Raw genomic sequence first — 20,476 nt, 5'->3', positions numbered from 1 at the left:
GCCGAAGGGCGGCACGGCCTGTGGCCGTGCCGCCCTTCAGTGCTTCAGCCCTTCAGTGCTTCAGCGTCAGCTGCAACCGCTGGTGGAACCGCAGCCCTCGCAGATGTAGCAGGACCCGGCCCGCTGCATCTTCGTGCCGCAGGAGAAGCACAGGGGGGCGTCCGCCTGGATACCCAGCTGCATCTCCACCAGTTCGGCACTGGTGTGCGCCTGCTGCGGGGCGGGCTTGGCCGCCTCGACCTCGGTCTTCGGGGTGACGACGGCCTTCAGTTCCTGCGCGCGGGGCGCGGACTGGGCGAGGCCCTCGACGTCGACCTCGTCGTCGCTCGGCTCGTACGACCCCGTCTCCAGATGGCGCTGACGCTCCTCGGCGGAGTGGATGCCGAGCGCGGAGCGGGTCTCGAAGGGCAGGAAGTCGAGCGCCAGGCGGCGGAAGATGTAGTCGACGATCGACTGCGCCATCCGCACATCCGGGTCGTCCGTCATACCGGCCGGCTCGAAGCGCATGTTGGTGAACTTCGAAACGTACGTCTCCAGCGGGACGCCGTACTGCAGGCCCACGGAGACGGCGATCGAGAAGGCGTCCATCATGCCGGCGAGGGTGGAACCCTGCTTCGACATCTTCAGGAAGACCTCGCCGAGACCGTCGTCCGGGTAGGAGTTGGCGGTCATGTAGCCCTCGGCGCCGCCCACCGTGAAGGAGGTGGTGATGCCGGGCCGGCCCTTGGGAAGGCGCTTGCGGACCGGTCGGTACTCGACGACCTTCTCCACCGCCTCGCGGATGGTCTCCTCCGCCTTCTCCGCGATCTTCTCTTCCTTCTTCTTCGCGGAGAGCGGCTGGCCGACCTTGCAGTTGTCGCGGTAGATCGCGAGCGCCTTGACGCCCAGCTTCCAGGCCTCGAAGTAGACCTCTTCGACGTCCTCGACGGTGGCGCTCTCAGGGAGGTTGACCGTCTTGGAGAGCGCCCCGGAGATCCATGGCTGGATCGCGGCCATCATGCGGACGTGGCCCATCGCGGAGATGGAACGCTCGCCCATGGCGCAGTCGAACACCTCGTAGTGCTCGTGCCTGAGGCCCGGGGCGTCGATCACATTGCCGTGGTCGGCGATGTGGGCGACGATCGCCTCGACCTGCTCCTCCTGGTAGCCCAGGCGGCGCAGGGCCTGCGGCACGGTGCCGTTGACGATCTGCATCGAGCCGCCGCCGACCAGCTTCTTGAACTTGACCAGCGCGAGGTCGGGCTCGAGCCCGGTCGTGTCACAGGACATCGCGAGACCGATGGTGCCGGTCGGGGCGATGACGGACGCCTGGGAGTTGCGGAAGCCGTTCTTCTCGCCGAGCCGGAGCACGTCCTGCCAGGCCTCCGTGGCGGCGGCCCAGACCGGGGAGTCCAGGTCGTCGATGCGGACGGCCACGGCGTTGGCGTCGGAGTGCTGCTTCATGACGCGCAGGTGCGGCTGCGCGTTGCGGGCGTAGCCGTCGTACGGGCCCACGACCGCGGCGAGCTCCGCGGAGCGCTTGTACGACGTACCCGTCATCAGCGAGGTGATGGCACCGGCGAGGGAGCGGCCGCCGTCGGAGTCGTACGCGTGGCCGGTCGCCATCAGGAGGGCGCCGAGGTTGGCGTAACCGATGCCCAGCTGACGGAAAGCGCGGGTGTTCTCGCCGATCTTCGTGGTCGGGAAGTCCGCGAAGCAGATGGAGATGTCCATCGCCGTGATGACCAGCTCGACGACCTTCGAGAAGCGCTCGATCTCGAAGGCCTGGTTGCCCAGGCCGTCGTCCTTGAGGAACTTCATCAGGTTCAGCGAGGCGAGGTTGCAGGACGTGTTGTCCAGGTGCATGTACTCGCTGCAGGGGTTCGAGCCGTTGATCCGGCCCGACTCCGGGCACGTGTGCCAGTGGTTGATGGTGTCGTCGTACTGGATGCCGGGGTCGGCGCAGGCCCAGGCGGCCTCGGCCATCTTGCGGAAGAGCGACTTGGCGTCGACCTCCTCGAGGACCTCGCCGGTCATACGGGCGCGCAGGCCGAACTTGTCGCCGTTCTCCACGGCCTTCATGAACTCGTCGTTCACGCGGACCGAGTTGTTGGCGTTCTGGTACTGGACGGACGTGATGTCGTCGCCGCCCAGGTCCATGTCGAAGCCCGCGTCACGGAGGGCGCGGATCTTCTCCTCTTCCTTGACCTTGGTCTCGATGAAGCCCTCGATGTCCGGGTGGTCGACGTCGAGGATGACCATCTTGGCGGCGCGGCGGGTGGCGCCGCCCGACTTGATCGTTCCTGCGGAGGCGTCGGCGCCGCGCATGAAGGAGACGGGACCCGAGGCGTTGCCGCCGGAGGAGAGCAGTTCCTTGGAGGAGCGGATACGGGAGAGGTTCAGACCGGCACCGGAGCCGCCCTTGAAGATCATGCCCTCTTCCTTGTACCAGTCGAGGATCGACTCCATGGAGTCGTCGACGGCCAGGATGAAGCAGGCGGAGACTTGCTGGGGCTGGGGCGTGCCGACGTTGAACCACACCGGCGAGTTGAAGCTGAAGACCTGGTGCAGGAGGGCGTACGCCAGCTCGTGCTCGAAGATCTCGGCGTCGGCGGGCGAGGCGAAGTACTTGTGGTCCTCTCCGGCCTTCCGGTACGTCTTCACGATGCGGTCGATGAGCTGCTTGAGGCTCACCTCGCGCTGCGGGGTGCCGACGGCACCACGGAAGTACTTGCTGGTGACGATATTGACCGCGTTCACCGACCAGAACTCGGGGAACTCGACGCCACGCTGCTCGAAGTTGACCGAGCCGTCGCGCCAGTTGGTCATGACGACATCACGGCGCTCCCAGGCCACCTCGTCATACGGGTGCACGCCCGGGGTGGTGTGGATGCGCTCGATACGCAGCCCCTTGCTGCCCTTGGAACCCTTGGCTCGGGAACCTCGTGCCGGACCGCTCGCCGTCTCTGTCATGCCGCCTCCCTGTATCGGGCTAAAACGCCCTGAAGTGCCTCGTTCTTCCCGGGGCACGGTGTGTGTCTGGTGTTGCGCGCACCGCATACGCGTCCGCTCGCAACAGGTCTCTGGTCGCCGCCGATCAGCCGGTCCCAGCCGGCCCTCCCGTCAGTCGGCGGCGTGGGCGGGCACGGAGACTTCAGCAGTCGCTCCGGACCCGCGATCGTTTCCCTCTCGCCCCGTGCCCGCGTCATCGTCGTCCGCGGCGGGGCTCCGCGTGTCTTGCCTGAGTTCCGTGATGGCGGCCTCGAAGTCCTCCAGCGAGTCGAACGCCCGGTACACGGACGCGAACCGCAGATAGGCGACGAGGTCCAGCTCCTGCAGTGGTCCGAGTATGGCCAACCCCACGTCATGGGTGGTCAGTTCGGCGCTTCCGGTGGCGCGCACCGCCTCCTCGACCCGCTGGCCGAGCTGGGCGAGTGCGTCCTCGGTGACAGGCCGTCCCTGGCATGCCTTGCGGACGCCGTTGATGACCTTGGTACGGCTGAAGGGTTCGGTGACTCCGGACCGCTTGACCACCATGAGCGAGCACGTCTCCACCGTGGTGAACCGACGGGAGCAGTCGGGACACTGGCGGCGCCTGCGGATCGACGTACCGTCGTCGGTCGTCCGGCTGTCGACAACACGGCTGTCGGGGTGCCTGCAGAAGGGGCAGTGCATCGAACTCCAACCCTCCTTCACACACGACTCAGTAGCCTCGACAGGCCCTTGGGCCCCTCGAAGCAGGCCCCAGCATAGGCGATGATCGAGTCCCCTGAAGACCGGGGCAACCACAACTTCTGGGCCGCTGATGCCATCCAACCACTAGATCTGGGGTTTTGGCTGCAGATTCGACCCATGAATGCGTGTCTTGCCGATGTCGCCATCTGCCGCACACCCGTATCGGTCCCGGGACCTGCGGGGATAGCGTGGGCGCCGCGCGGAGGGCCGGTTCACGGTTGACGGGACACCGGGTGGCAAACTGGGCCGCGACCCACGAGGTCGTCGCCCCGGCGGTGAAGAGTACAACAATGAACCGTTTTGCCCGCCGGGTGCAGCGTTGGCCATACACCCAGACACATGATCGCGGCAGACGGTTCGGGATTTTTCACTCGAACGTGTGTTTGGCGCAACCTTTCGAAAGCAACTACCGTTGTCCAGCAGGGAGACGAACGAGAGGGGCCGACGTGACCACCACCGCAGACACTGCCGCCATCACTGCCCAGGACCGCTCCCAGGGCCGACTCGAGCCGGTGCATGCCATGAATGAAGCAGTGAACCAGGAGGGCCCCAAGCCCACACGCTCCCTGCCGGGCCGACCTCCAGGCATCCGGGCGGACAGCTCCGGCCTCACCGACCGGCAGCGCCGGGTGATCGAGGTGATCAGGGACTCGGTGCAGCGGCGCGGCTACCCGCCGTCGATGCGCGAGATCGGGCAGGCCGTGGGGCTCTCCAGCACCTCCTCGGTCGCACACCAGCTGATGGCACTCGAGCGCAAGGGCTTCCTGCGCCGCGACCCCCACCGGCCGCGTGCGTACGAGGTCCGGGGCTCCGACCAGTCCACCGCGCAGCCCACCGACACGGCAGGCAAGCCGGCCGCGTCGTACGTCCCGCTGGTCGGCCGGATCGCCGCCGGTGGCCCGATCCTCGCCGAGGAGTCGGTCGAGGACGTGTTCCCCCTGCCCCGGCAGCTGGTCGGGGACGGCGAGCTGTTCGTCCTGAAGGTCGTCGGTGACTCGATGATCGAGGCCGCGATCTGCGACGGTGACTGGGTGACCGTACGCCGCCAGCCGGTCGCCGAGAACGGCGACATCGTGGCGGCCATGCTGGACGGTGAGGCCACGGTCAAGCGCTTCAAGCGCGAGGACGGACACGTCTGGCTGCTGCCCCACAACTCCGCGTACCAGCCGATTCCCGGCGACGAGGCGACCATCCTCGGCAAGGTCGTGGCAGTGCTGCGGCGGGTCTGACCGCGGCGGCGGGCGACATACCTCCGCCCCTGATCCGGGCCCCGGGACCACCTGCGCCGGTTCCGGGGCCCAGCTCTGTCCGAGCCCCCGCCGTGGCGGGACGGCTCACGTCTGCGCTGTCCCCGGCCAGGGCCCGGGACAGCGCAGTCGTCTATTCGCTCTCCGCCGTGCGGGCAGCCTCGTCGATCTCAGCCTTCCGCGCCACTTCGTCGATCGCGGCCAGCGACCTGCGCGCCTGGTTACGGTCCGTCGTGTACCAGAAGTCGGGCAGTGACGCCTTCAGATAGCTGCCGTACCGGGCCGTGGCCAGACGCTGGTCCAGCACGGCGACCACGCCCCGGTCCCCTGTCGCGCGTACGAGACGGCCGGCGCCCTGGGCCATGAGCAGGGCCGCGTGCGTGGCGGCGACGGCCATGAAGCCGTTGCCCCCCGCGTCCTCGACCGCCTTCTGGCGGGCGCTCATCAGCGGGTCGTCCGGGCGGGGGAAAGGGATCTTGTCCATGACGACCAGCTGGCAGCTGGGGCCCGGGACATCAACGCCCTGCCAGAGCGAGAGCGTTCCGAAGAGACAGGTCTTCGGGTCCGCCGCGAAGTTCTTGATCAGCTCGCCCAGCGTCTCCTCGCCCTGGAGGAGGATCGGGAACTCGGGAATGCGGGAGCGCAGTTCTTCGGCCGCCAGCTGAGCGGCCCGCATCGAGGAGAAGAGGCCGAGGGTCCGGCCGCCGGCCGCCTGGACCAGCTCCGTCAGCTCGTCCAGCATGTCCGCGCGGTCGCCGTCCCGCGCGGGGCGCGCCAGGTGCTTGGCGACATACAGGATGCCCTGCTTCGGGTAGTCGAAGGGCGAGCCGACGTCGACACCCTTCCACTGCGGGAGTTCCTCGCCCTCCGTGCCCTCGGGCGCCAGGCCCAGCGACGCCCCCACTCCGTTGAAGTCGCCGCCGAGCTTGAGCGTCGCCGAGGTCAGGACCACCGAACGGTCCGTGAAGAGCTTCTCCCTGAGGAGACCCGAGACGGACATGGGCGCGACGCGCAGGGAGGCACCGAAACGGTCGTGGCGCTCGTACCACACGACGTCCCACTCCGAGCCGTTCGTGATCCGCTCGGCAACGTCGTGGATCGTCTCGACCGAAGCGAGCGCCTGCTTGCGCACCGCGTCCTCGTCCCCCACCGACTTGTCGCGTGTCGCCCCGATCGCCGAGATCACCGTACGGGCGGCGTCGCGCAGCGCCATCAGCGCGTACCCGAGGTCCTCGGGAATCTCCTCCAGGCGGCCCGGCAGGGCCAGCTCCATCAGACGCTCGAAGCCCTCGGCAGCCGACTGGAGCTGGTCGGCCGCCTTCTCGTTGGCGAGCTTCGCGGCGCGGCGGACGGCGCGGTTGACCTGGCCGGGGGTGAGCTCGCCGGTGGCGACGCCGGTGACACGGGAGACCAGCTCATGGGCCTCGTCGACGATCAGCACCTCATGCTGGGGCAGGACCGGGGCACCCTCGATGGCATCGATCGCCAGGAGAGCGTGATTCGTGACGACGACCTCCGCGAGCTTCGCACGCTCGCGCGCCATCTCGGCGAAGCACTCGGCGCCGTACGCGCACTTCGAGGCGCCCAGGCACTCCCTGGAGGACACGGAGATCTGTGACCAGGCCCGGTCGGAGACGCCGGGGGTGAGGTCGTCGCGGTCACCGGTGTCGGTGTCGTCCGCCCAGTCCCGCAGCCGCAGCAGGTCCTGGCCCAGCTTGCTGGTGGGCGCGGCCGCCTCGAACTGGTCGAACAGCCCCTCTTCCTCGTCCTGCGGCATGCCTTCATGGAGGCGGTGCAGGCACAGGTAGTTCGACCGGCCCTTGAGCATCGCGAACTCGGGGCGACGGCGCAGCAGCGGATGCAGCGCGTCGACCGTACGCGGAAGGTCCCGCTCCACGAGCTGCCGCTGGAGCGCCAGCGTGGCCGTCGCCACGACGACCCGGTCACCGCGCGCGAGCGCGGGCACCAGATAGCCGAGCGACTTTCCCGTGCCGGTGCCGGCCTGGACCAGCAGGTGGGAGCCGTCGTCGATGGCCTCCGAGACGGCTTCGGCCATGGTCACCTGGCCAGGGCGCTCCGTACCGCCGACGGCTGTGACGGCGGCATGCAGGAGTTCGGGGAGTGAGGGCTCTGTCATAGCGCGTCCACCCTACGGCGCGGCACTGACAACCGGGCGATCAACTCCGAGTCCAGGGGCGCGATCAAGACGTGTACGAAGGCGTTGATCAAGGCCGAAGTGTCGTTACTGGAAGTGATGGCTCTACAGCAGATCACGCAGGGTCCGGTCCCGGACCATGAGGGCCGCCCGTTTGCCGGGCAGGTCGACCTCGGCCGCGTACCGGAAGCCGGCGCTCAGGAAGGCCGACACGGAAGGGGTGTTGCGAAGATCGGGTTCCGCGATGACACGCGCGCAGGAGGTTCGACGGTCGAGTACGAGGTCGGAGACGGCTCTGAGCAGGGTTGAGCCGATTCCTCGCCCGCGGTTGGCGACACCGCCGATGAGGAAGTGGATTCCGGTGTCGTGAGGGCGAGCGGGGTAGTGGCGGGCCAGGGGGTCGAGGTCCGCGCGGTAGATCTCCCAGTAGCTCATGGGCATGTCGTCCAGCACTCCGAGACAGGGCACGCTGCGGCCGTCTCCGTCGAGCTGGGCGCGCAGATGGCCCTCGGCCACCGATTCCGGCCCCGCAAGCTCCCAGAACGCCGCGACGGCGGGGTCGTTCATCCAACGGCTGATGAGCGGGAGGTCGCGCTCGACGCACACGGGAGCGAGGCGGAATTCGCCCACGGGGGTGGCGATCGGGCCCCAGGCGCCGACGTGGCCGAGCAGGTCGTCACCGGCCGGGGTGACGGTTGGGGGCTTGGCCGTGCCCGCCTCTGAGGGCTTCGCGGTGCCGTCCCCTGAGGGCTTCGCGGTGCCGTCCCCTGAGGGCTGCGCCGTGCCCGCCTCGTCGCCCCGTGCCGCCACTCCCCCGGCAGGTCGGGCTGCCCCGGCTGCTCGGGCCGCTTCGGCCTCCTCGGCGAAGAGCGCGACGAGTTCGTCGGGCAGGCGCAGGTCGAGCGTCTCCTCGCTGTCCGTGCCGGGGCCCGAGCCGCTGCCGAGGGGCGTGATGGGGGCGGTACCGGCGTCGGCGCTCGCATCGGTGGGAGGCACGGCGACGCTCCTCTCAGGAGTTGGGGTGGGTCATGTTCCTCAGGAATGAAGGGGGTTGGCGATGGTGACGTAGACGGACTGGGTGTCGACCGGGCCGATGAGTTCGTCGAGTCCGTGCAGCCGGGTCAGCAGGTTGGCCTTGCAGCGCAGTACGGGTGAGTCGAGCAGGTGAGAGGGCAGGGGTGTGCGCAGCCGGGCGGGACCCGAGGCGACGTCGGCGAGGAAGCGGCGGAAGGCGGCGAGCAACAGCCGTTCGTCGGCGAGGCGCTGGGAGCCGAAGGCGCCGACGAGGCCGAGCACGTTGTTGACGGCGAGGTAGTAGGCGAAGCGCTCGTCGGTGACCTCGTCGGAGACGAAGGTGTCGCTGCGCCCGCCGATGCCCGGGAGTCGGTTGTCCAGTTCCGCGCGCCGGGACTCGCGGAAGTAGTAGCCCTGGTTGTCGCGGTAGCGGCCGCCCGCGGGCCAGCCCTGCGAGTCCAGCAGGACCAGGGTGTTCTGCTGGTGGGCCTCCAGGGCGATACCGGCCTCGCTGTCCAGCCAGAGGACGGGCCGGATCACCTGTTCCAGGTAGCGGAGGAACCACTCGGTGGCGACGGCGCCGCGCGGTCGGCCGGTGTGTCCGGCGAGGCGTGTGACGATCTCGGCGAGCCGGGACCGCATCGGGGGTCCGCCCTGCTCGGGGCCGGACGGTCCGCCGGGCTGGACCTGGGGCCTGGGTGAGACGAGTCCCGCGATGCAGGAGACGGCGTCCGTCGGTGTGAACGGGTTGTGGCGGATCACCATGTCGAGCCCGGGCACGGGGTTCCCCTCCGGGTCGTTGACGCCGGCCCAGGCCGGGTCCCGGACGATGTCGAAGCCCGGGTGGGCCGCCTGCCATTGTTCGGCGAGACCGCTCCGCAGCAGACGGTGGACTTCGACGCCGCGATGGAGTTCCTTACGGAGGTTCTCCCGGCGGGAGTTGGTGATGGGCAGGCCGAGCGACAGCTTCAGCATCGCCGGGGCGCCGGATCGGTAGAGGGTGCGTACGGAGGAGGTGGGGTGCCACGGGGAACCGTGGAGGCCGAGGTCCTGGAGCAGACCCGCGTCCAGCAGTCTCGCCGTCTCGGGGCGGTGGCGGACCTCGCGCATCTGCCAGGGGTGCATGGGGAGTGCGGTGTACCCGTCGCGGAGCGGCAGCCCGGCACCGGCGAGCCTGGCGGTGAGCTGCCCGGCGGGCACGGGGCGGCCGCGCTCGGTCCAGGCCGAGTCCGTGGCGAGTGCGGAGGGGGCGACGGCCAGCCAGTGCAGCGGGAAGGAGCCGCGCGACTCGGGTGAGTAGAGCCGGGTTTCGGCGTCGGAGAGCCCCTCACGGCTCTTCGGGGTGGGGTGCAGCGGGTGTCCGAGCAACAGCAACTGCTCGGCGGCCAGGAAGAGGTCGGTGCCGTCGGCGGGGTGCTGCCTGCGGTCGCTGATGAACACGACGGTTCGCCGGACGGAGTCGGCGACTCGGCCCACCAGGTCCCCGCTGCCCTCCTTGTGGCTCGTCAGCGCCTCTCGTCCGAGGAGAGCAGCCAGCGTGACCGCGTCGGTGGGCGGCGACTGGTCGGAGGCGTCGGAGAGGTAAGGGAGGCCGAAGCGGTGCCAGCCCGTCGGGGACCAGTAGTGGACCGGGACGACGAGGACGGTGCCACTTGCGGGAAGGGGGATGCGGAGGGTGCCGTCGTCGGGGGCGGCGAGGTCGTTCTCCCGTACCCAGCAGCGCAGCAGGTTCTCCACGGCCGCGGCCTGGGCAGCGGTGTGCGGGTCGGGATGCTCCAGCAGGTCGGCGCCGGCGCCGCGCGGCTGCTCGGAGTTCCCGGGCCCGCCCTTCTGCCCGGGGACTGCTTCCGTTCCCGGTCCGTGCGGGGCCCGGACCTGCGTACCGCGGTTTCCTCGCTCGGCGATGTGGGGGTGAGCGTCGGGTGCGGGGGTGACGTTCAAGTGAGTTCTTTCTGCTCTCGATGGGTGCGGGGGGACGAGGCCGGCAGGCCATGCCCCCGCGGCTGTCACCGTCCGGTGGCAGGAGGCGGTTGCGCCGCCGCGACCGTCGTCACGGCATCCGCCAGCCGCTCCAGCACCGCGTCCACCTGTTCATCGGTGATCGTCAGGGGCGGCAGCAGTCGCACCACGCTGGAGTGGCGTCCGCCGAGTTCCACGATCAGGCCACGGCGCAGGCACTCCCGCTGAACGGCGGCGGCCAGCTCGGGGGCGGCGGGGCACGGATCGGCCGGGCACGGGTCGGCGGGGCGCGGGTCGGCCAGGCACGGGTCGGCAAAGGAGCCCGCCGTGCCGGGCGTGGTCGGCTCCTCGGGGTCCACGAACTCGACGCCGATCATCAGCCCCCGCCCTCGCACGTCGCCGATGCAGGGGAACTCGGCGGCCAAGGCCCGCAGTTGGTTCAGCATGCGTGCGCCCAGGAGGGCGGCTCGGTCGGCGAGCCGGTTCTCACGGACGTACGCAAGGGTCGCCGCGCCGGCGGCCATGGCGAGCTGGTTGCCGCGAAACGTGCCGGCGTGGGCGCCGGGTTCCCACACGTCGAGGTCGTCGCGGTAGACCACGACTGCCAGGGGCAGGCTGCCGCCGATGGCCTTGGACAGAACCATCACGTCGGGCGTGATGCCGCTGTGTTCCACGGCCCAGAAGGTGCCGGTACGCCCGACGCCGGTCTGGATCTCATCGGCGATCAGGGGGATGGAGCGGGCGGACGTGATCTCCCGGATCCGCCGCATCCAGTCGTCGCGCGCCGGAATCACGCCGCCCTCGCCCTGCACCGGTTCCAGGATCATTCCGGCGGGCTTCGGTACTCCGGACTTGGTGTCGTCGAGGAGGGACTCCGTCCAGCGCGCGGCCAGTTCGGCCCCGCGCTCGCCGCCGATACCGAACGGGCAGCGGTAGTCCTGCGGATAGGGCAGGCGCGCGACGCGTACATCCGGCGCGCCCCCGGATGCTTCGAGCGCCCCCGCGGTCATCCCGTGGTAGGCGCCGGCGAAGGCGAACATCCCGGTGCGCCCGGTCGCGGCGCGTACCAGCTTCAGCGCCGCCTCGACCGCGTCCGTGCCCGCGGGCCCGCAGAACTGCACGCGCGCGTGCTCGGCGAACCCGGGCGGCAGCGTACGGAACAGCTCGGTGGTGAAGGCGTCCTTGACGGGGGTGGCCAGGTCGAGAATGTGCAGCGGCGCCCCCGAGTCGAGCACCTTTCTGATCGCCTCCAGCACCACCGGATGGTTGTGCCCGAGGGCCAACGTCCCTGCCCCCGACAGACAGTCGAGGTAGCGGCACCCGTCAGCCCCTTCGATCGTCAGCCCACGCGCCCGCACGGGCACGATCGGCAGAGCGCGCGCATAGGTGCGCGCGGCGGACTCACGCGCCGACTGCCGCCGCAGGATCCCCTCGTGCGCCGAGGGCGCTTCCCCGGTGGCGCGCGCCGCTCGCGTCGCTGCATCTCGTGTCCTGATCGCCCTGCCAAAAGCACGCGCCCCGGGCGCAGACTCGGTCACGGCCACGTCTGTCGGTCCTCCCGCTGTCCAGAGGCGAGTTGCTCGGCCACCCGACGGGGTGGCCGAGGGATGAACGCAGGCAGAACGTCCCCCGTACGTACCAACGACGTGGATCGCGAGGGGCAACGGTGGGACGAAGATCCTTGCCGTGACGGAACCGTTGCCGTTCCATCGGAAGTCCCCCACAGCAACGGCATAGTGTGTGGTGCCGTTCGGCCCTCCTTGCTGATCAGCGTCCACGGTCGGTCAAGGAATCCGGATCGACAGATCCGTACGAAGCTGCAGAGGCAGCCTTGAGTTCTCTTACGCCCAGGGGGAGTTACACCATGCGATCCATACGCCCGCTCTTCGCCGCTCGCCGAGGGAGGAGCACGCGCCGCGGACCCTCCCCCGTACTGGCCGCGGTCGGTCTGGCCACGGCTCTGGCGCTGACCGCCACCGCTTGCGAGTCGGGCGACGACACGAACGCGGGTGGCGAGGCGTCCGCCTCCGCGACCACCGGCGGCGACGACAAGATCAAGATCCCGGACGACATCAAGGACCGGCTCAAGGAACACGGGATCGACCTGGACCAGTGGAAGGGCGGCGCCTGGAAGAACTGGGACAAGGACGACTGGCTGCGCGAGGCCGGTGACTTCATCAACCCGATCATCAAGGACCTGTGGGACCCGGACCGCATGCGTGAGGCCGAGGACCCGGACCAGGGCAAGGGCGTCGACGACAGCGATCTCGCCGGCGACCAGGGAGTCACCGACCCGGAGCCGGCACCCGTTGAGGCGCAGCCCGTGCAGGCGGCGTACCACGACAACGCCCCCGAGGCGGGCAAGGTGTTCTTCGACTCCCCCGAGGGCACCATGGTCTGCTCCGCGACCGTGGTCGAGGACCCGGCCCACCCGGGCAAGTCCAACCTCGTGTGGACCGCGGGCCACTGCGTGCACGCCGGCAAGAAGGGCGGCTGGTACCGCAACATCGCCTTCGTGCCCTCGTACAACAACGACGCCAAGTCGGCGGCGGAGCTCCAGGGCGTCACCAAGGAGCAGGTCGCTCCGTACGGTGTCTGGTGGGGTGACTGGGCTCAGACCTCGGACCAGTGGATCGAGCGGGGCGGCGCGACGGGCGGCCAGGGTGCCTCGTACGACTTCGCCGTCATTCATGTGACGCCGGAGGAGGGCAGTGGCGGCAAGTCCCTGGAGGAAACCGTCGGTTCAGCCCTTCCGGTGGACTTCAACGCCCCGGCCGTGTCCAAGGTCGGCGACATCACGGCGACGGGTTACCCGGCCGCCAAGCCGTTCGACGGCGAGACCATGTACCAGTGCCAGGACAAGGCGGGCCGGCTCTCGATCGCCAAGGCCGAGCCGACGATGTACCGCATCGGCTGCACGATGACCGGCGGTTCGTCCGGCGGCGGCTGGGTGGCGACGGGCTCGAACGGCAAGCCGGCGCTGGTGTCCAACACCTCGATCGGCCCGGTGACCGTCGGCTGGCTGGCGGGTCCGCACCTGGGCAAGGAAGCCAAGGGCATTTACGACGCGGTGAGCGAGAAGTTCGCCGGGAAGCGGTAGCGGCGCGCGGACGGACAGGGGCGGGGCGGCTCACGGAGATCTTCACCGCCCCGCCCCTGTTCGTCCCCAACTCGGCGGGCATAGTGGGGTGTCGCGCTCGAGCGGGCTCCATCCCGAGCTGATTCCGAGCCGCTTTCTGACGCGCGCATGACAGATGTACGTTCTATCGGGGGTAACAGCACATGCGTTCCACACGTCCACGTCCGTCCTTCGCGAGCCGTCGCGGGCGACGCCGCGTCCTCACCGTCACAGGAGTCGTGGCGGCGCTGGCGCTCACCGCGACCGCCTGCGAAACGGGCGACGACAAGGCGGCCGACAAGCCCGCCGCGACCGCGTCCGAGGCCGCGGGCAACGACCAGGTCGAGGTTCCCGCCGACATCGCCGACAAGCTCAAGGACCACGGCATCGACGTGGACCAGTGGAAGAACGGCGCCTGGAAGGACTGGGACAAGGACAAGTGGCTCAGTGAGGCACAGGACTTCGTCAACCCGGTCATCAAGGGTCTCTGGAAGCCCGAGCGGATGAAGTCCGCCAAGGACCCGGACAAGACGATCGCCGCGAAGGACGCGTCGGCCGGCCAGGGCACCAGTGACCCGGCGCCCTCCCCGGTCACGGCCACACGCGAGAAGACCCCGTATCACAAGAACGCCGCTCCGGTCGGCAAGGTCTTCTTCGACTCCCCCAAGGGCTCGATGGTCTGCTCCGGCACGATCGTCAAGGACCCGCGCAACCCGGGCAAGTCCAACCTCGTGTGGACCGCCGGCCACTGTGTGCACGCGGGCGGTGGCGGCGGCTGGTACCGCAACATCGCCTTCGTGCCCGCCTACAACGACCTCGGCAAGTCCGAGGCGCAGCTGGCCAATGCGACGCAGCAGGAGATCGCCCCGTACGGCCAGTACTGGGCGGACTGGGCATCGACGTCCGACGAGTGGATCAAGAACGGCTCGGAGACGGGCGGCGCCGGTGCCGCGTACGACTACGCGGTGCTGCATGTGAAGCCGGAATCGGGCGGCAAGTCCCTCGAGGAGACGGTCGGCGCGGCCCTGGACGTCGACTTCTCCACACCGTCCGCAGCGTCCGCCGGATCGATGGGCGCCTGGGGCTACCCGGCCGCACCGCCGTACAACGGTCTGATCATGCACAAGTGCCTCGACCGGCCCGGCCGTCTCTCGCTCGGCGCACAGCTGCCGACGATGTACCGCATCGGCTGCACTATGACCGGCGGTTCGTCCGGCGGTGGCTGGTTCCGTGTCGTGGGCGGCACGACCAAGCTGGTGTCGAATACGTCGATCGGCCCCGCCGACAACACGTGGCTCGCCGGACCGCAGCTGGGCCAGGGCGCCGAGGCGATCTTCGACAACATGAGCAAGCAGTACGGCGACAAGTGACCGCCGTGGACAAGTGACCGCCGTACACGCTCACATGGCGAAGGCCCGCCCCCCTCGCAGGGGGCGGGCCTTCGCCGTACGGCGGTATGGCGCCGTGTGGATCAGAGAGCGGGCGTCGGAACGTACGGCGCCAGCTCCGCCGCGAACTCCTCGTGCACCCGCACCTTCAGCAGCGTGCCCTCCGGGGTGTGCTCCTCGGAGATCACCTCGCCCTCGGTGTGGGCCCGGGCGACGAGCCGGCCGTGCGTGTACGGCACGAGCACCTCGAGCTCGACCGAGGGCCGCGGCAGTTCGACGTCGATGAGCGCGAGCAGCTCGTCGATGCCCTGACCCGTGCGGGCCGAGACGGCGATGGAACGCTTCTCGATCCGCATCAGCCGCTGGAGCACCAGCGGGTCGGCCGCGTCCGCCTTGTTGATCACCACGATCTCGGGCACGCCGGTCGCGCCCACGTCGCGGATCACCTCACGTACGGCGGCCAGCTGCTCCTCCGGAGCCGGGTGCGAACCGTCGACCACATGCAGGATCAGGTCGGAATCGCCGACCTCTTCCATGGTGGAGCGGAACGCCTCGACCAGGTGGTGCGGCAGGTGTCGTACGAACCCGACGGTGTCCGCGAGCGTGTAGAGCCGCCCGCTGGGCGTCTCGGCCCGGCGCACGGTCGGGTCGAGGGTCGCGAACAGCGCGTTCTCGACCAGCACGCCCGCGCCCGTCAGCCGGTTGAGCAGCGAGGACTTGCCCGCGTTGGTGTAACCGGCGATGGCGACCGAGGGCACCTTGTTGCGCCGGCGCTCCTGGCGCTTGATCTCGCGGCCGGTCTTCATGGCCGCGATCTCCCGGCGCATCTTCGCCATCTTCTCGCGGATACGGCGCCGGTCCGTCTCGATCTTGGTCTCACCGGGACCACGGGTGGCGAGGCCGCCGCCCTTGCCGCCGCCCATCTGCCGGGACAGCGACTGACCCCAGCCTCGCAGCCGCGGCAGCATGTACTGCATCTGTGCGAGCGCGACCTGCGCCTTGCCCTCGCGGGACTTGGCGTGCTGGGCGAAGATGTCGAGGATCAGGGCGGTCCGGTCGATCACCTTGACCTTGACGACGTCCTCGAGGTGGATCAGCTGGCCCGGCGAGAGCTCACCGTCGCAGATGACGGTGTCCGCGCCGGTCTCGAGCACGATGTCGCGCAGCTCGTAGGCCTTGCCGGAGCCGATGTACGTGGCCGGGTCCGCCTTGTCACGGCGCTGGATCACGCCGTCGAGCACCAGAGCGCCCGCGGTCTCGGCGAGGGCGGCCAGCTCCGCGAGGGAGTTGTCCGCGTCGGCCGCGGTCCCCGAGGTCCACACACCGACGAGCACCACACGCTCCAGCCGAAGCTGCCGGTACTCGACCTCGGTGACGTCCTCGAGCTCGGTGGAGAGGCCCGCGACACGGCGCAGTGCCGCGCGGTCGGAGCGGTCGAACTGGTCGCCGTCCCGCTCTCCGTCGATCTCGTGGCTCCAGGCGACGTCCTCTTCCATCAGGGCATCGGCCCGAAGACCTTCGGGGTGGTTCTGCGCGAGGCTCTGCGAGTCCTGGGAAGGGGAAGAAGAGGAGGTCATTGGGTCCTTACGTCGATGGGGTACCTGTGGCGCGACGGACTGCGATCCGTCACTTGCGACAACGTCCGGGGGTGCCGGGAGATTCCCGGGCCCCAGGTCTGTCCGGAGGGCCGCGTCGTCGACCCGGGTCCGAAAGGCCGCGTCGTCGACGTGAAGATGTTCGCACGACACGGCTCGTCTCGTCACCCGAGTTATCGCGCGCTCCTCGCGCCCTGCTCGGCGGGCGCGGCGCTGCGCCAGTCCGGGTGCCCCGGCATGGGCGGGGTCTTCTCGCCGTAGAGCCAGGCCTTGAAGAACCCGCTCAGATCGCGGCCCGCGACGGCTGACGCGAGGCGCTGGAAGTCCGCGGTCGTCGCGGTGTCGTCACGGTGGGCGTTCACCCAGGTCCGTTCCAGCCGCTCGAATGCCGGGCGCCCGATCTCCTGGCGCAGCGCGTACAGGACCAGAGCGCTGCCGTCGTAGACGTTCGGCCTGAAGATGCTCATCCCTTCGGCCGAGTCGGGCGCCTTGGGGGCCGCGGGCGGGCCTCCGGCGGCCCGCCATGTGTCGGACGCCCGGTAGGCCGCGCGCATGCGTTTCTCCAGGGGCCTGTCCGCCGTTTCCTCCGCGTAGAGGGCCTCGTACCAGGTGGCGTGTCCTTCGTTGAGCCACAGGTCGGACCAGGTGCGTGGGGTGACGCTGTCGCCGAACCACTGGTGCGCCAGCTCATGCACCATGATCGATTCGACGTACCACTTCGGGTACTCGGGGCGCGTGAAGAGCTCTCTCTCGAAGAGAGAGAGTGTCTGCGTCTCGAGTTCGAAGCCTGTTCGCGCCTCGGCGACCAGCAGCCCGTACGTCTCGAAGGGATAGCGGCCGACCTTCCTCTCCATCCAGGCGATCTGGTCGGGCGTCTTCTCGAGCCAGGGCTCCAGCTGCTCGCGGTCCTTGGCCGGCACCACGTCCCGTACGGGAAGGCCGCCCGGTCCACTCCGGCGCAGCACGGAGGAGCGGCCGATGGACACCTGGGCCAGCTCGGTGGCCATGGGGTGGGCGGTTCGGTACGCCCAGGTGGTGGTCGCCGCGCGGCGGGCCACGGCCACCGGCAGTCCGTTGGCCACGGCCGTGTAGCCGTTGGGCGCGGTGATCCGGACGGTGAACATCGCTTTGTCGGAGGGGTGGTCGTTGCCCGGGAAGACCCGGTGCGCGGCGTCGGCCTGGTTGGCCATCGCGAGACCGTCACGGGTCCGCACCCAGCCGCTCTTCACGTCCTCTTCGGGCACCGGGTCGCTGTCGTGTCGCACGGTGATCCTCATCCGGCTCCCGGGCGGCAGTGGCGTCGCCGGGGTGACCACCAGGTCCTCGCCCGCGCCACGGTACTTCGCTGCAGCCCCGTTGACCTCGACGGATCTCACTCTCCCGCTCGAGTAGTCAAGGTTGACCTGCTCCAGCCACTCCGTCGTCCGGGCGGCGATCGTGGTGACCGTCGGCAGCGGCTTGGTGTTGCTGCCGGGATAGGTGAAGGCGAGGTCGTACGCCATCACGTCGTACCCGGGATTGCCCAGGTGAGGGAAGAGGCGGTCGCCGATGCCGAGCGGTGCCGGCGCCGGGGCGCTCGCGGCGATGAGACAGACGGAGGCGGCGGAGGCCGCTGAGGCGATCAGCGCCCTGCGGATGCGTCTGGGGGCCTTCGGGAGCGGGGGGCGGGTCCTGGGGGTGAGCAGCATGGACCACGGCTATCAGCGCTCGCCCCGAGCGCTGCGACGACTCGCGTCGTGCCCACCCGAACGGGTCCCTACGGAGCCGTCGCCTGATGCTGGGCCCGGTTCACGTCGTACACACCCGGCACGTTGCGCATCGCCCGCATCAGCGCGGGAAGGTGTGCGGCGTCCGGGAGTTGGAGCGTGTACGTGTGGCGTACGCGCTGCTGGCTGGGGGGTTCGACGGTCGCCGAGACGATGGCGACGTCCTCCAGGGCGATCGCTTCGGTGAGGTCGGCGAGCAGATGGGGCCGCCCGAAGGACTCGGCGACCAGCGTGACGCGGCACTCCGTGGTGTCGCCCCAGCGCACCTCGACCTCCGTGCGCCCCACGCCTTTCATGCGCGCCACGGCGGAGCACTCCACGCGGTGCACGGTCACCACTCCCCCGCGTACGGCGAAGCCGGTGACCGTGTCGGGCGGTACGGGCGTACAGCAGCCGGCGAGGCGTACGGTCGCGCCGGGCTGGTCGACGACGGCGTTCGCTTCGGTCGGGCGCACGGTGAGCCCGTCGACCGGAGGCCTGGGAGACGCGGCGGGGATCTCCTCGTCCGGCGCCTCGCCGGGCGAGGGGTGTGCGGCGAGCCAGCGCTGGATGGCGATGCGCGCGGCGGGCGTGTGCGCGTGCTCCAGCCACTCCCTGGAGGGCTCCGAGGACGCGTCCTGGCCCATGAGCAGTTGCACGGTGTCGCCGTCCTGCAGAACCGTGCTCAGCGTCGCCAGACGGCCGTTGACGCGTGCGCCCATGCAGGCGTGGGCGTCGTCGCCGTACTGGGCGTATGCGGCGTCCACACAACTGGCGCCCGCGGGCAGGCCGAGCGTGCCCCCGTCGGGGCGGAAGACGGTGATCTCCCGGTCTTGGGCGAGGTCCTCGCGCAGGGTCGACCAGAACGTGTCGGGGTCCGGGGCGGCCTCCTGCCAGTCGAGGAGGCGGGAGAGCCAGCCGGGGCGGGTGGGGTCGGCGCGCTCGCCGTCACTGTCGGCCTGCTCCTCCGAAGGAGGAGCGTACGGATTGCCGAGCGCGATGACGCCGGCCTCGGCGGCCTTGTGCATCTGGTGCGTACGGATGAGGACTTCGACAACCTGGCCGTCCGGGCGGGCGACGGCGGTGTGCAGCGACTGGTACAGGTTGAACTTGGGGACGGCGATGAAGTCCTTGAACTCCGAGACCACCGGCGTGAGACAGGTGTGCAGTTCGCCGAGGACTCCGTAGCAGTCGGCGTCCTCGTTCACGAGCACCAGGACACGTCCGAAGTCGGCGCCGCGCAGTTGTCCACGCTTACGGGAGGTGCGGTGCACGGAGACGAAGTGCCGGGGCCGGATGAGGACTTCGGCCTGCAGCCCGGCCTCGCGCAGGACCGCGCGCACCTCGTCCGCGATCTCCGCGAGGGGGTCGTCGGCACGCGCCGCGTTGTCGACGATGAGCTCCCTGGTGTGCTCGTACGCCTCGGGGTGCAGGATCGCGAAGACGAGGTCCTCGAGCTCGGTCTTGAGCGCCTGGACGCCGAGACGTTCGGCGAGCGGGATCAGAACATCCCTTGTCACCTTGGCGATTCGGGCCTGCTTCTCGGGGCGCATGACGCCGAGCGTGCGCATGTTGTGCAGCCGGTCGGCGAGTTTGATCGACATCACGCGTACGTCGTTGCCGGTGGCCACGAGCATCTTGCGGAAGGTCTCGGGCTCGGCTGCCGCGCCGTAGTCGACCTTCTCCAACTTGGTGACGCCGTCGACGAGATAGCGGACCTCTTCGCCGAACTCCTCCCCGACCTGTTCGAGCGTCACATCCGTGTCCTCGACGGTGTCGTGCAGCAAAGACGCCGTCAAGGTCGTGGTCTCCGCGCCGAGTTCGGCGAGGATCAACGTCACGGCGAGCGGATGCGTGATGTAGGGCTCGCCGCTCTTGCGCATCTGGCCGCGGTGCGAGGACTCGGCGAGGACGTACGCCCGGCGCAGCGGATCCAGGTCGGCGTCGGGGTGGTGGGCACGATGGGCCTCGACCACGTGACTGATCGCGTCCGGCAGCCGGTCGCGGGCCGCCGGACCGAGCAGCGCCGCCCGGCCGAGGCGGCGCAGGTCGATCCGGGGGCGGCTCTTCCTGCGATGCGCTGTGGGCGTCACAGGGCCGGGCGTCGCGGGGTTCGTGGCCTCCGCACTCATGGGCACCTCCGGCTGCGTCGACCGGCGGACGGGCGCCCCATGGCGTACACGGCTCTGAGGATGTGTCATTCCCCCGTCCGGCCGGTGCTTGATGCTACCGACCTCAACACGCCCGGCTGACCACCTCTCGCCGAGCGTGAAACGGATCACCCATTCGAGCGAAGGTTCAGGGGGTGATGGTTTCGAGCCACTCGGCGTCGATCTCGCCCTCGGCGACGATCACGGCGGGGCCGGTCATCTCGATCTCGCCGTCGGGCCTCTCGGTGATCACCAGGCGTCCGCCGGGCACGTCGACGGTGTACGTCGCCGGGGCGCCGGTCACGGCGGGGTCGGCCCCGTCCCGTCGCGCCGCGGCCACGGCGACGGCGCACGCGCCCGTGCCGCACGAGCGGGTCTCGCCGGCGCCGCG

At 69.8% G+C, this 20,476-nt stretch carries 12 protein-coding genes and 1 pseudogene; 3 read left to right on the top strand and 10 right to left on the bottom strand.

What is annotated here, in order from left to right; translation table 11 throughout:
* Window positions 1–66: 66 nt before the first annotated feature.
* A complete protein-coding gene (locus tag FGD71_RS20725; protein WP_119101975.1) occupies window positions 67–2,952 on the bottom strand; it encodes a vitamin B12-dependent ribonucleotide reductase in 2,886 nt (961 codons plus the stop codon).
* A 150-nt stretch (window positions 2,953–3,102) separates the two neighbouring features.
* On the bottom strand, window positions 3,103–3,654 hold the full coding sequence (gene nrdR, locus FGD71_RS20720; RefSeq protein ID WP_119101974.1) for a transcriptional regulator NrdR: 552 nt from the start codon (window positions 3,652–3,654) through the stop codon (window positions 3,103–3,105).
* Window positions 3,655–4,160: 506 nt separating this feature from the next.
* Here nrdR and lexA point away from each other — a divergent pair.
* On the top strand, window positions 4,161–4,943 hold the full coding sequence (lexA, locus tag FGD71_RS20715; protein WP_119101973.1) for a transcriptional repressor LexA: 783 nt from the start codon (window positions 4,161–4,163) through the stop codon (window positions 4,941–4,943).
* A 151-nt stretch (window positions 4,944–5,094) separates the two neighbouring features.
* Here lexA and FGD71_RS20710 read toward each other — a convergent pair whose 3' ends face one another.
* From FGD71_RS20710 to FGD71_RS20695, 4 genes are all read right to left on the bottom strand, one after another.
* Entirely contained in the window at window positions 5,095–7,098 is a 2,004-nt protein-coding gene (locus FGD71_RS20710; RefSeq protein WP_119101972.1) for an ATP-dependent DNA helicase, read from the bottom strand.
* 123 nt (window positions 7,099–7,221) lie between these two features.
* Window positions 7,222–8,112 (bottom strand): GNAT family N-acetyltransferase, encoded by an 891-nt coding sequence (locus FGD71_RS20705; protein WP_119101971.1) that lies wholly within the window; start codon window positions 8,110–8,112, stop codon window positions 7,222–7,224.
* Between the two features lie 39 nt (window positions 8,113–8,151).
* Window positions 8,152–10,071 (bottom strand): IucA/IucC family protein, encoded by a 1,920-nt coding sequence (locus tag FGD71_RS20700; RefSeq protein WP_420878327.1) that lies wholly within the window; start codon window positions 10,069–10,071, stop codon window positions 8,152–8,154.
* Window positions 10,072–10,136: 65 nt separating this feature from the next.
* On the bottom strand, window positions 10,137–11,585 hold the full coding sequence (locus FGD71_RS20695) for a diaminobutyrate--2-oxoglutarate transaminase family protein (protein WP_240436689.1): 1,449 nt from the start codon (window positions 11,583–11,585) through the stop codon (window positions 10,137–10,139).
* A gap of 368 nt (window positions 11,586–11,953) precedes the next feature.
* On the opposite strand from FGD71_RS20695, the gene FGD71_RS20690 reads away from it, so the two are divergent.
* On the top strand, window positions 11,954–13,189 hold the full coding sequence (locus FGD71_RS20690; protein ID WP_119101970.1) for a trypsin-like serine peptidase: 1,236 nt from the start codon (window positions 11,954–11,956) through the stop codon (window positions 13,187–13,189).
* Between the two features lie 182 nt (window positions 13,190–13,371).
* Window positions 13,372–14,577, top strand: coding sequence for a trypsin-like serine peptidase (locus FGD71_RS20685; RefSeq protein WP_119101969.1), 1,206 nt, complete (start codon window positions 13,372–13,374; stop codon window positions 14,575–14,577).
* Window positions 14,578–14,678: 101 nt separating this feature from the next.
* Here the strand turns inward: FGD71_RS20685 and hflX are convergent, their stop codons facing one another.
* From hflX to FGD71_RS20665, 4 genes and pseudogenes are all read right to left on the bottom strand, one after another.
* The gene (gene hflX / locus FGD71_RS20680; RefSeq protein WP_119101968.1) at window positions 14,679–16,172 is read right to left on the bottom strand and encodes a GTPase HflX; all 1,494 of its coding nucleotides are present in this window, start codon (window positions 16,170–16,172) and stop codon (window positions 14,679–14,681) included.
* Between the two features lie 191 nt (window positions 16,173–16,363).
* Window positions 16,364–17,878, bottom strand: coding sequence for a M1 family metallopeptidase (locus tag FGD71_RS20675; protein ID WP_119101967.1), 1,515 nt, complete (start codon window positions 17,876–17,878; stop codon window positions 16,364–16,366).
* A 68-nt stretch (window positions 17,879–17,946) separates the two neighbouring features.
* On the bottom strand, window positions 17,947–20,067 hold the full coding sequence (locus tag FGD71_RS20670) for a RelA/SpoT family protein (protein WP_119101966.1): 2,121 nt from the start codon (window positions 20,065–20,067) through the stop codon (window positions 17,947–17,949).
* Window positions 20,068–20,233: 166 nt separating this feature from the next.
* Window positions 20,234–20,476: pseudogene (locus FGD71_RS20665) on the bottom strand (diaminopimelate epimerase); the annotation flags it as partial.

The sequence above is a fragment of the Streptomyces sporangiiformans genome, assembly GCF_005768555.2.
GTDB lineage: Bacteria > Actinomycetota > Actinomycetes > Streptomycetales > Streptomycetaceae > Streptomyces > Streptomyces sporangiiformans.
Note: the sequence above shows the minus strand (reverse complement) of the source record. Positions and strands in the feature narration are given on the sequence as shown.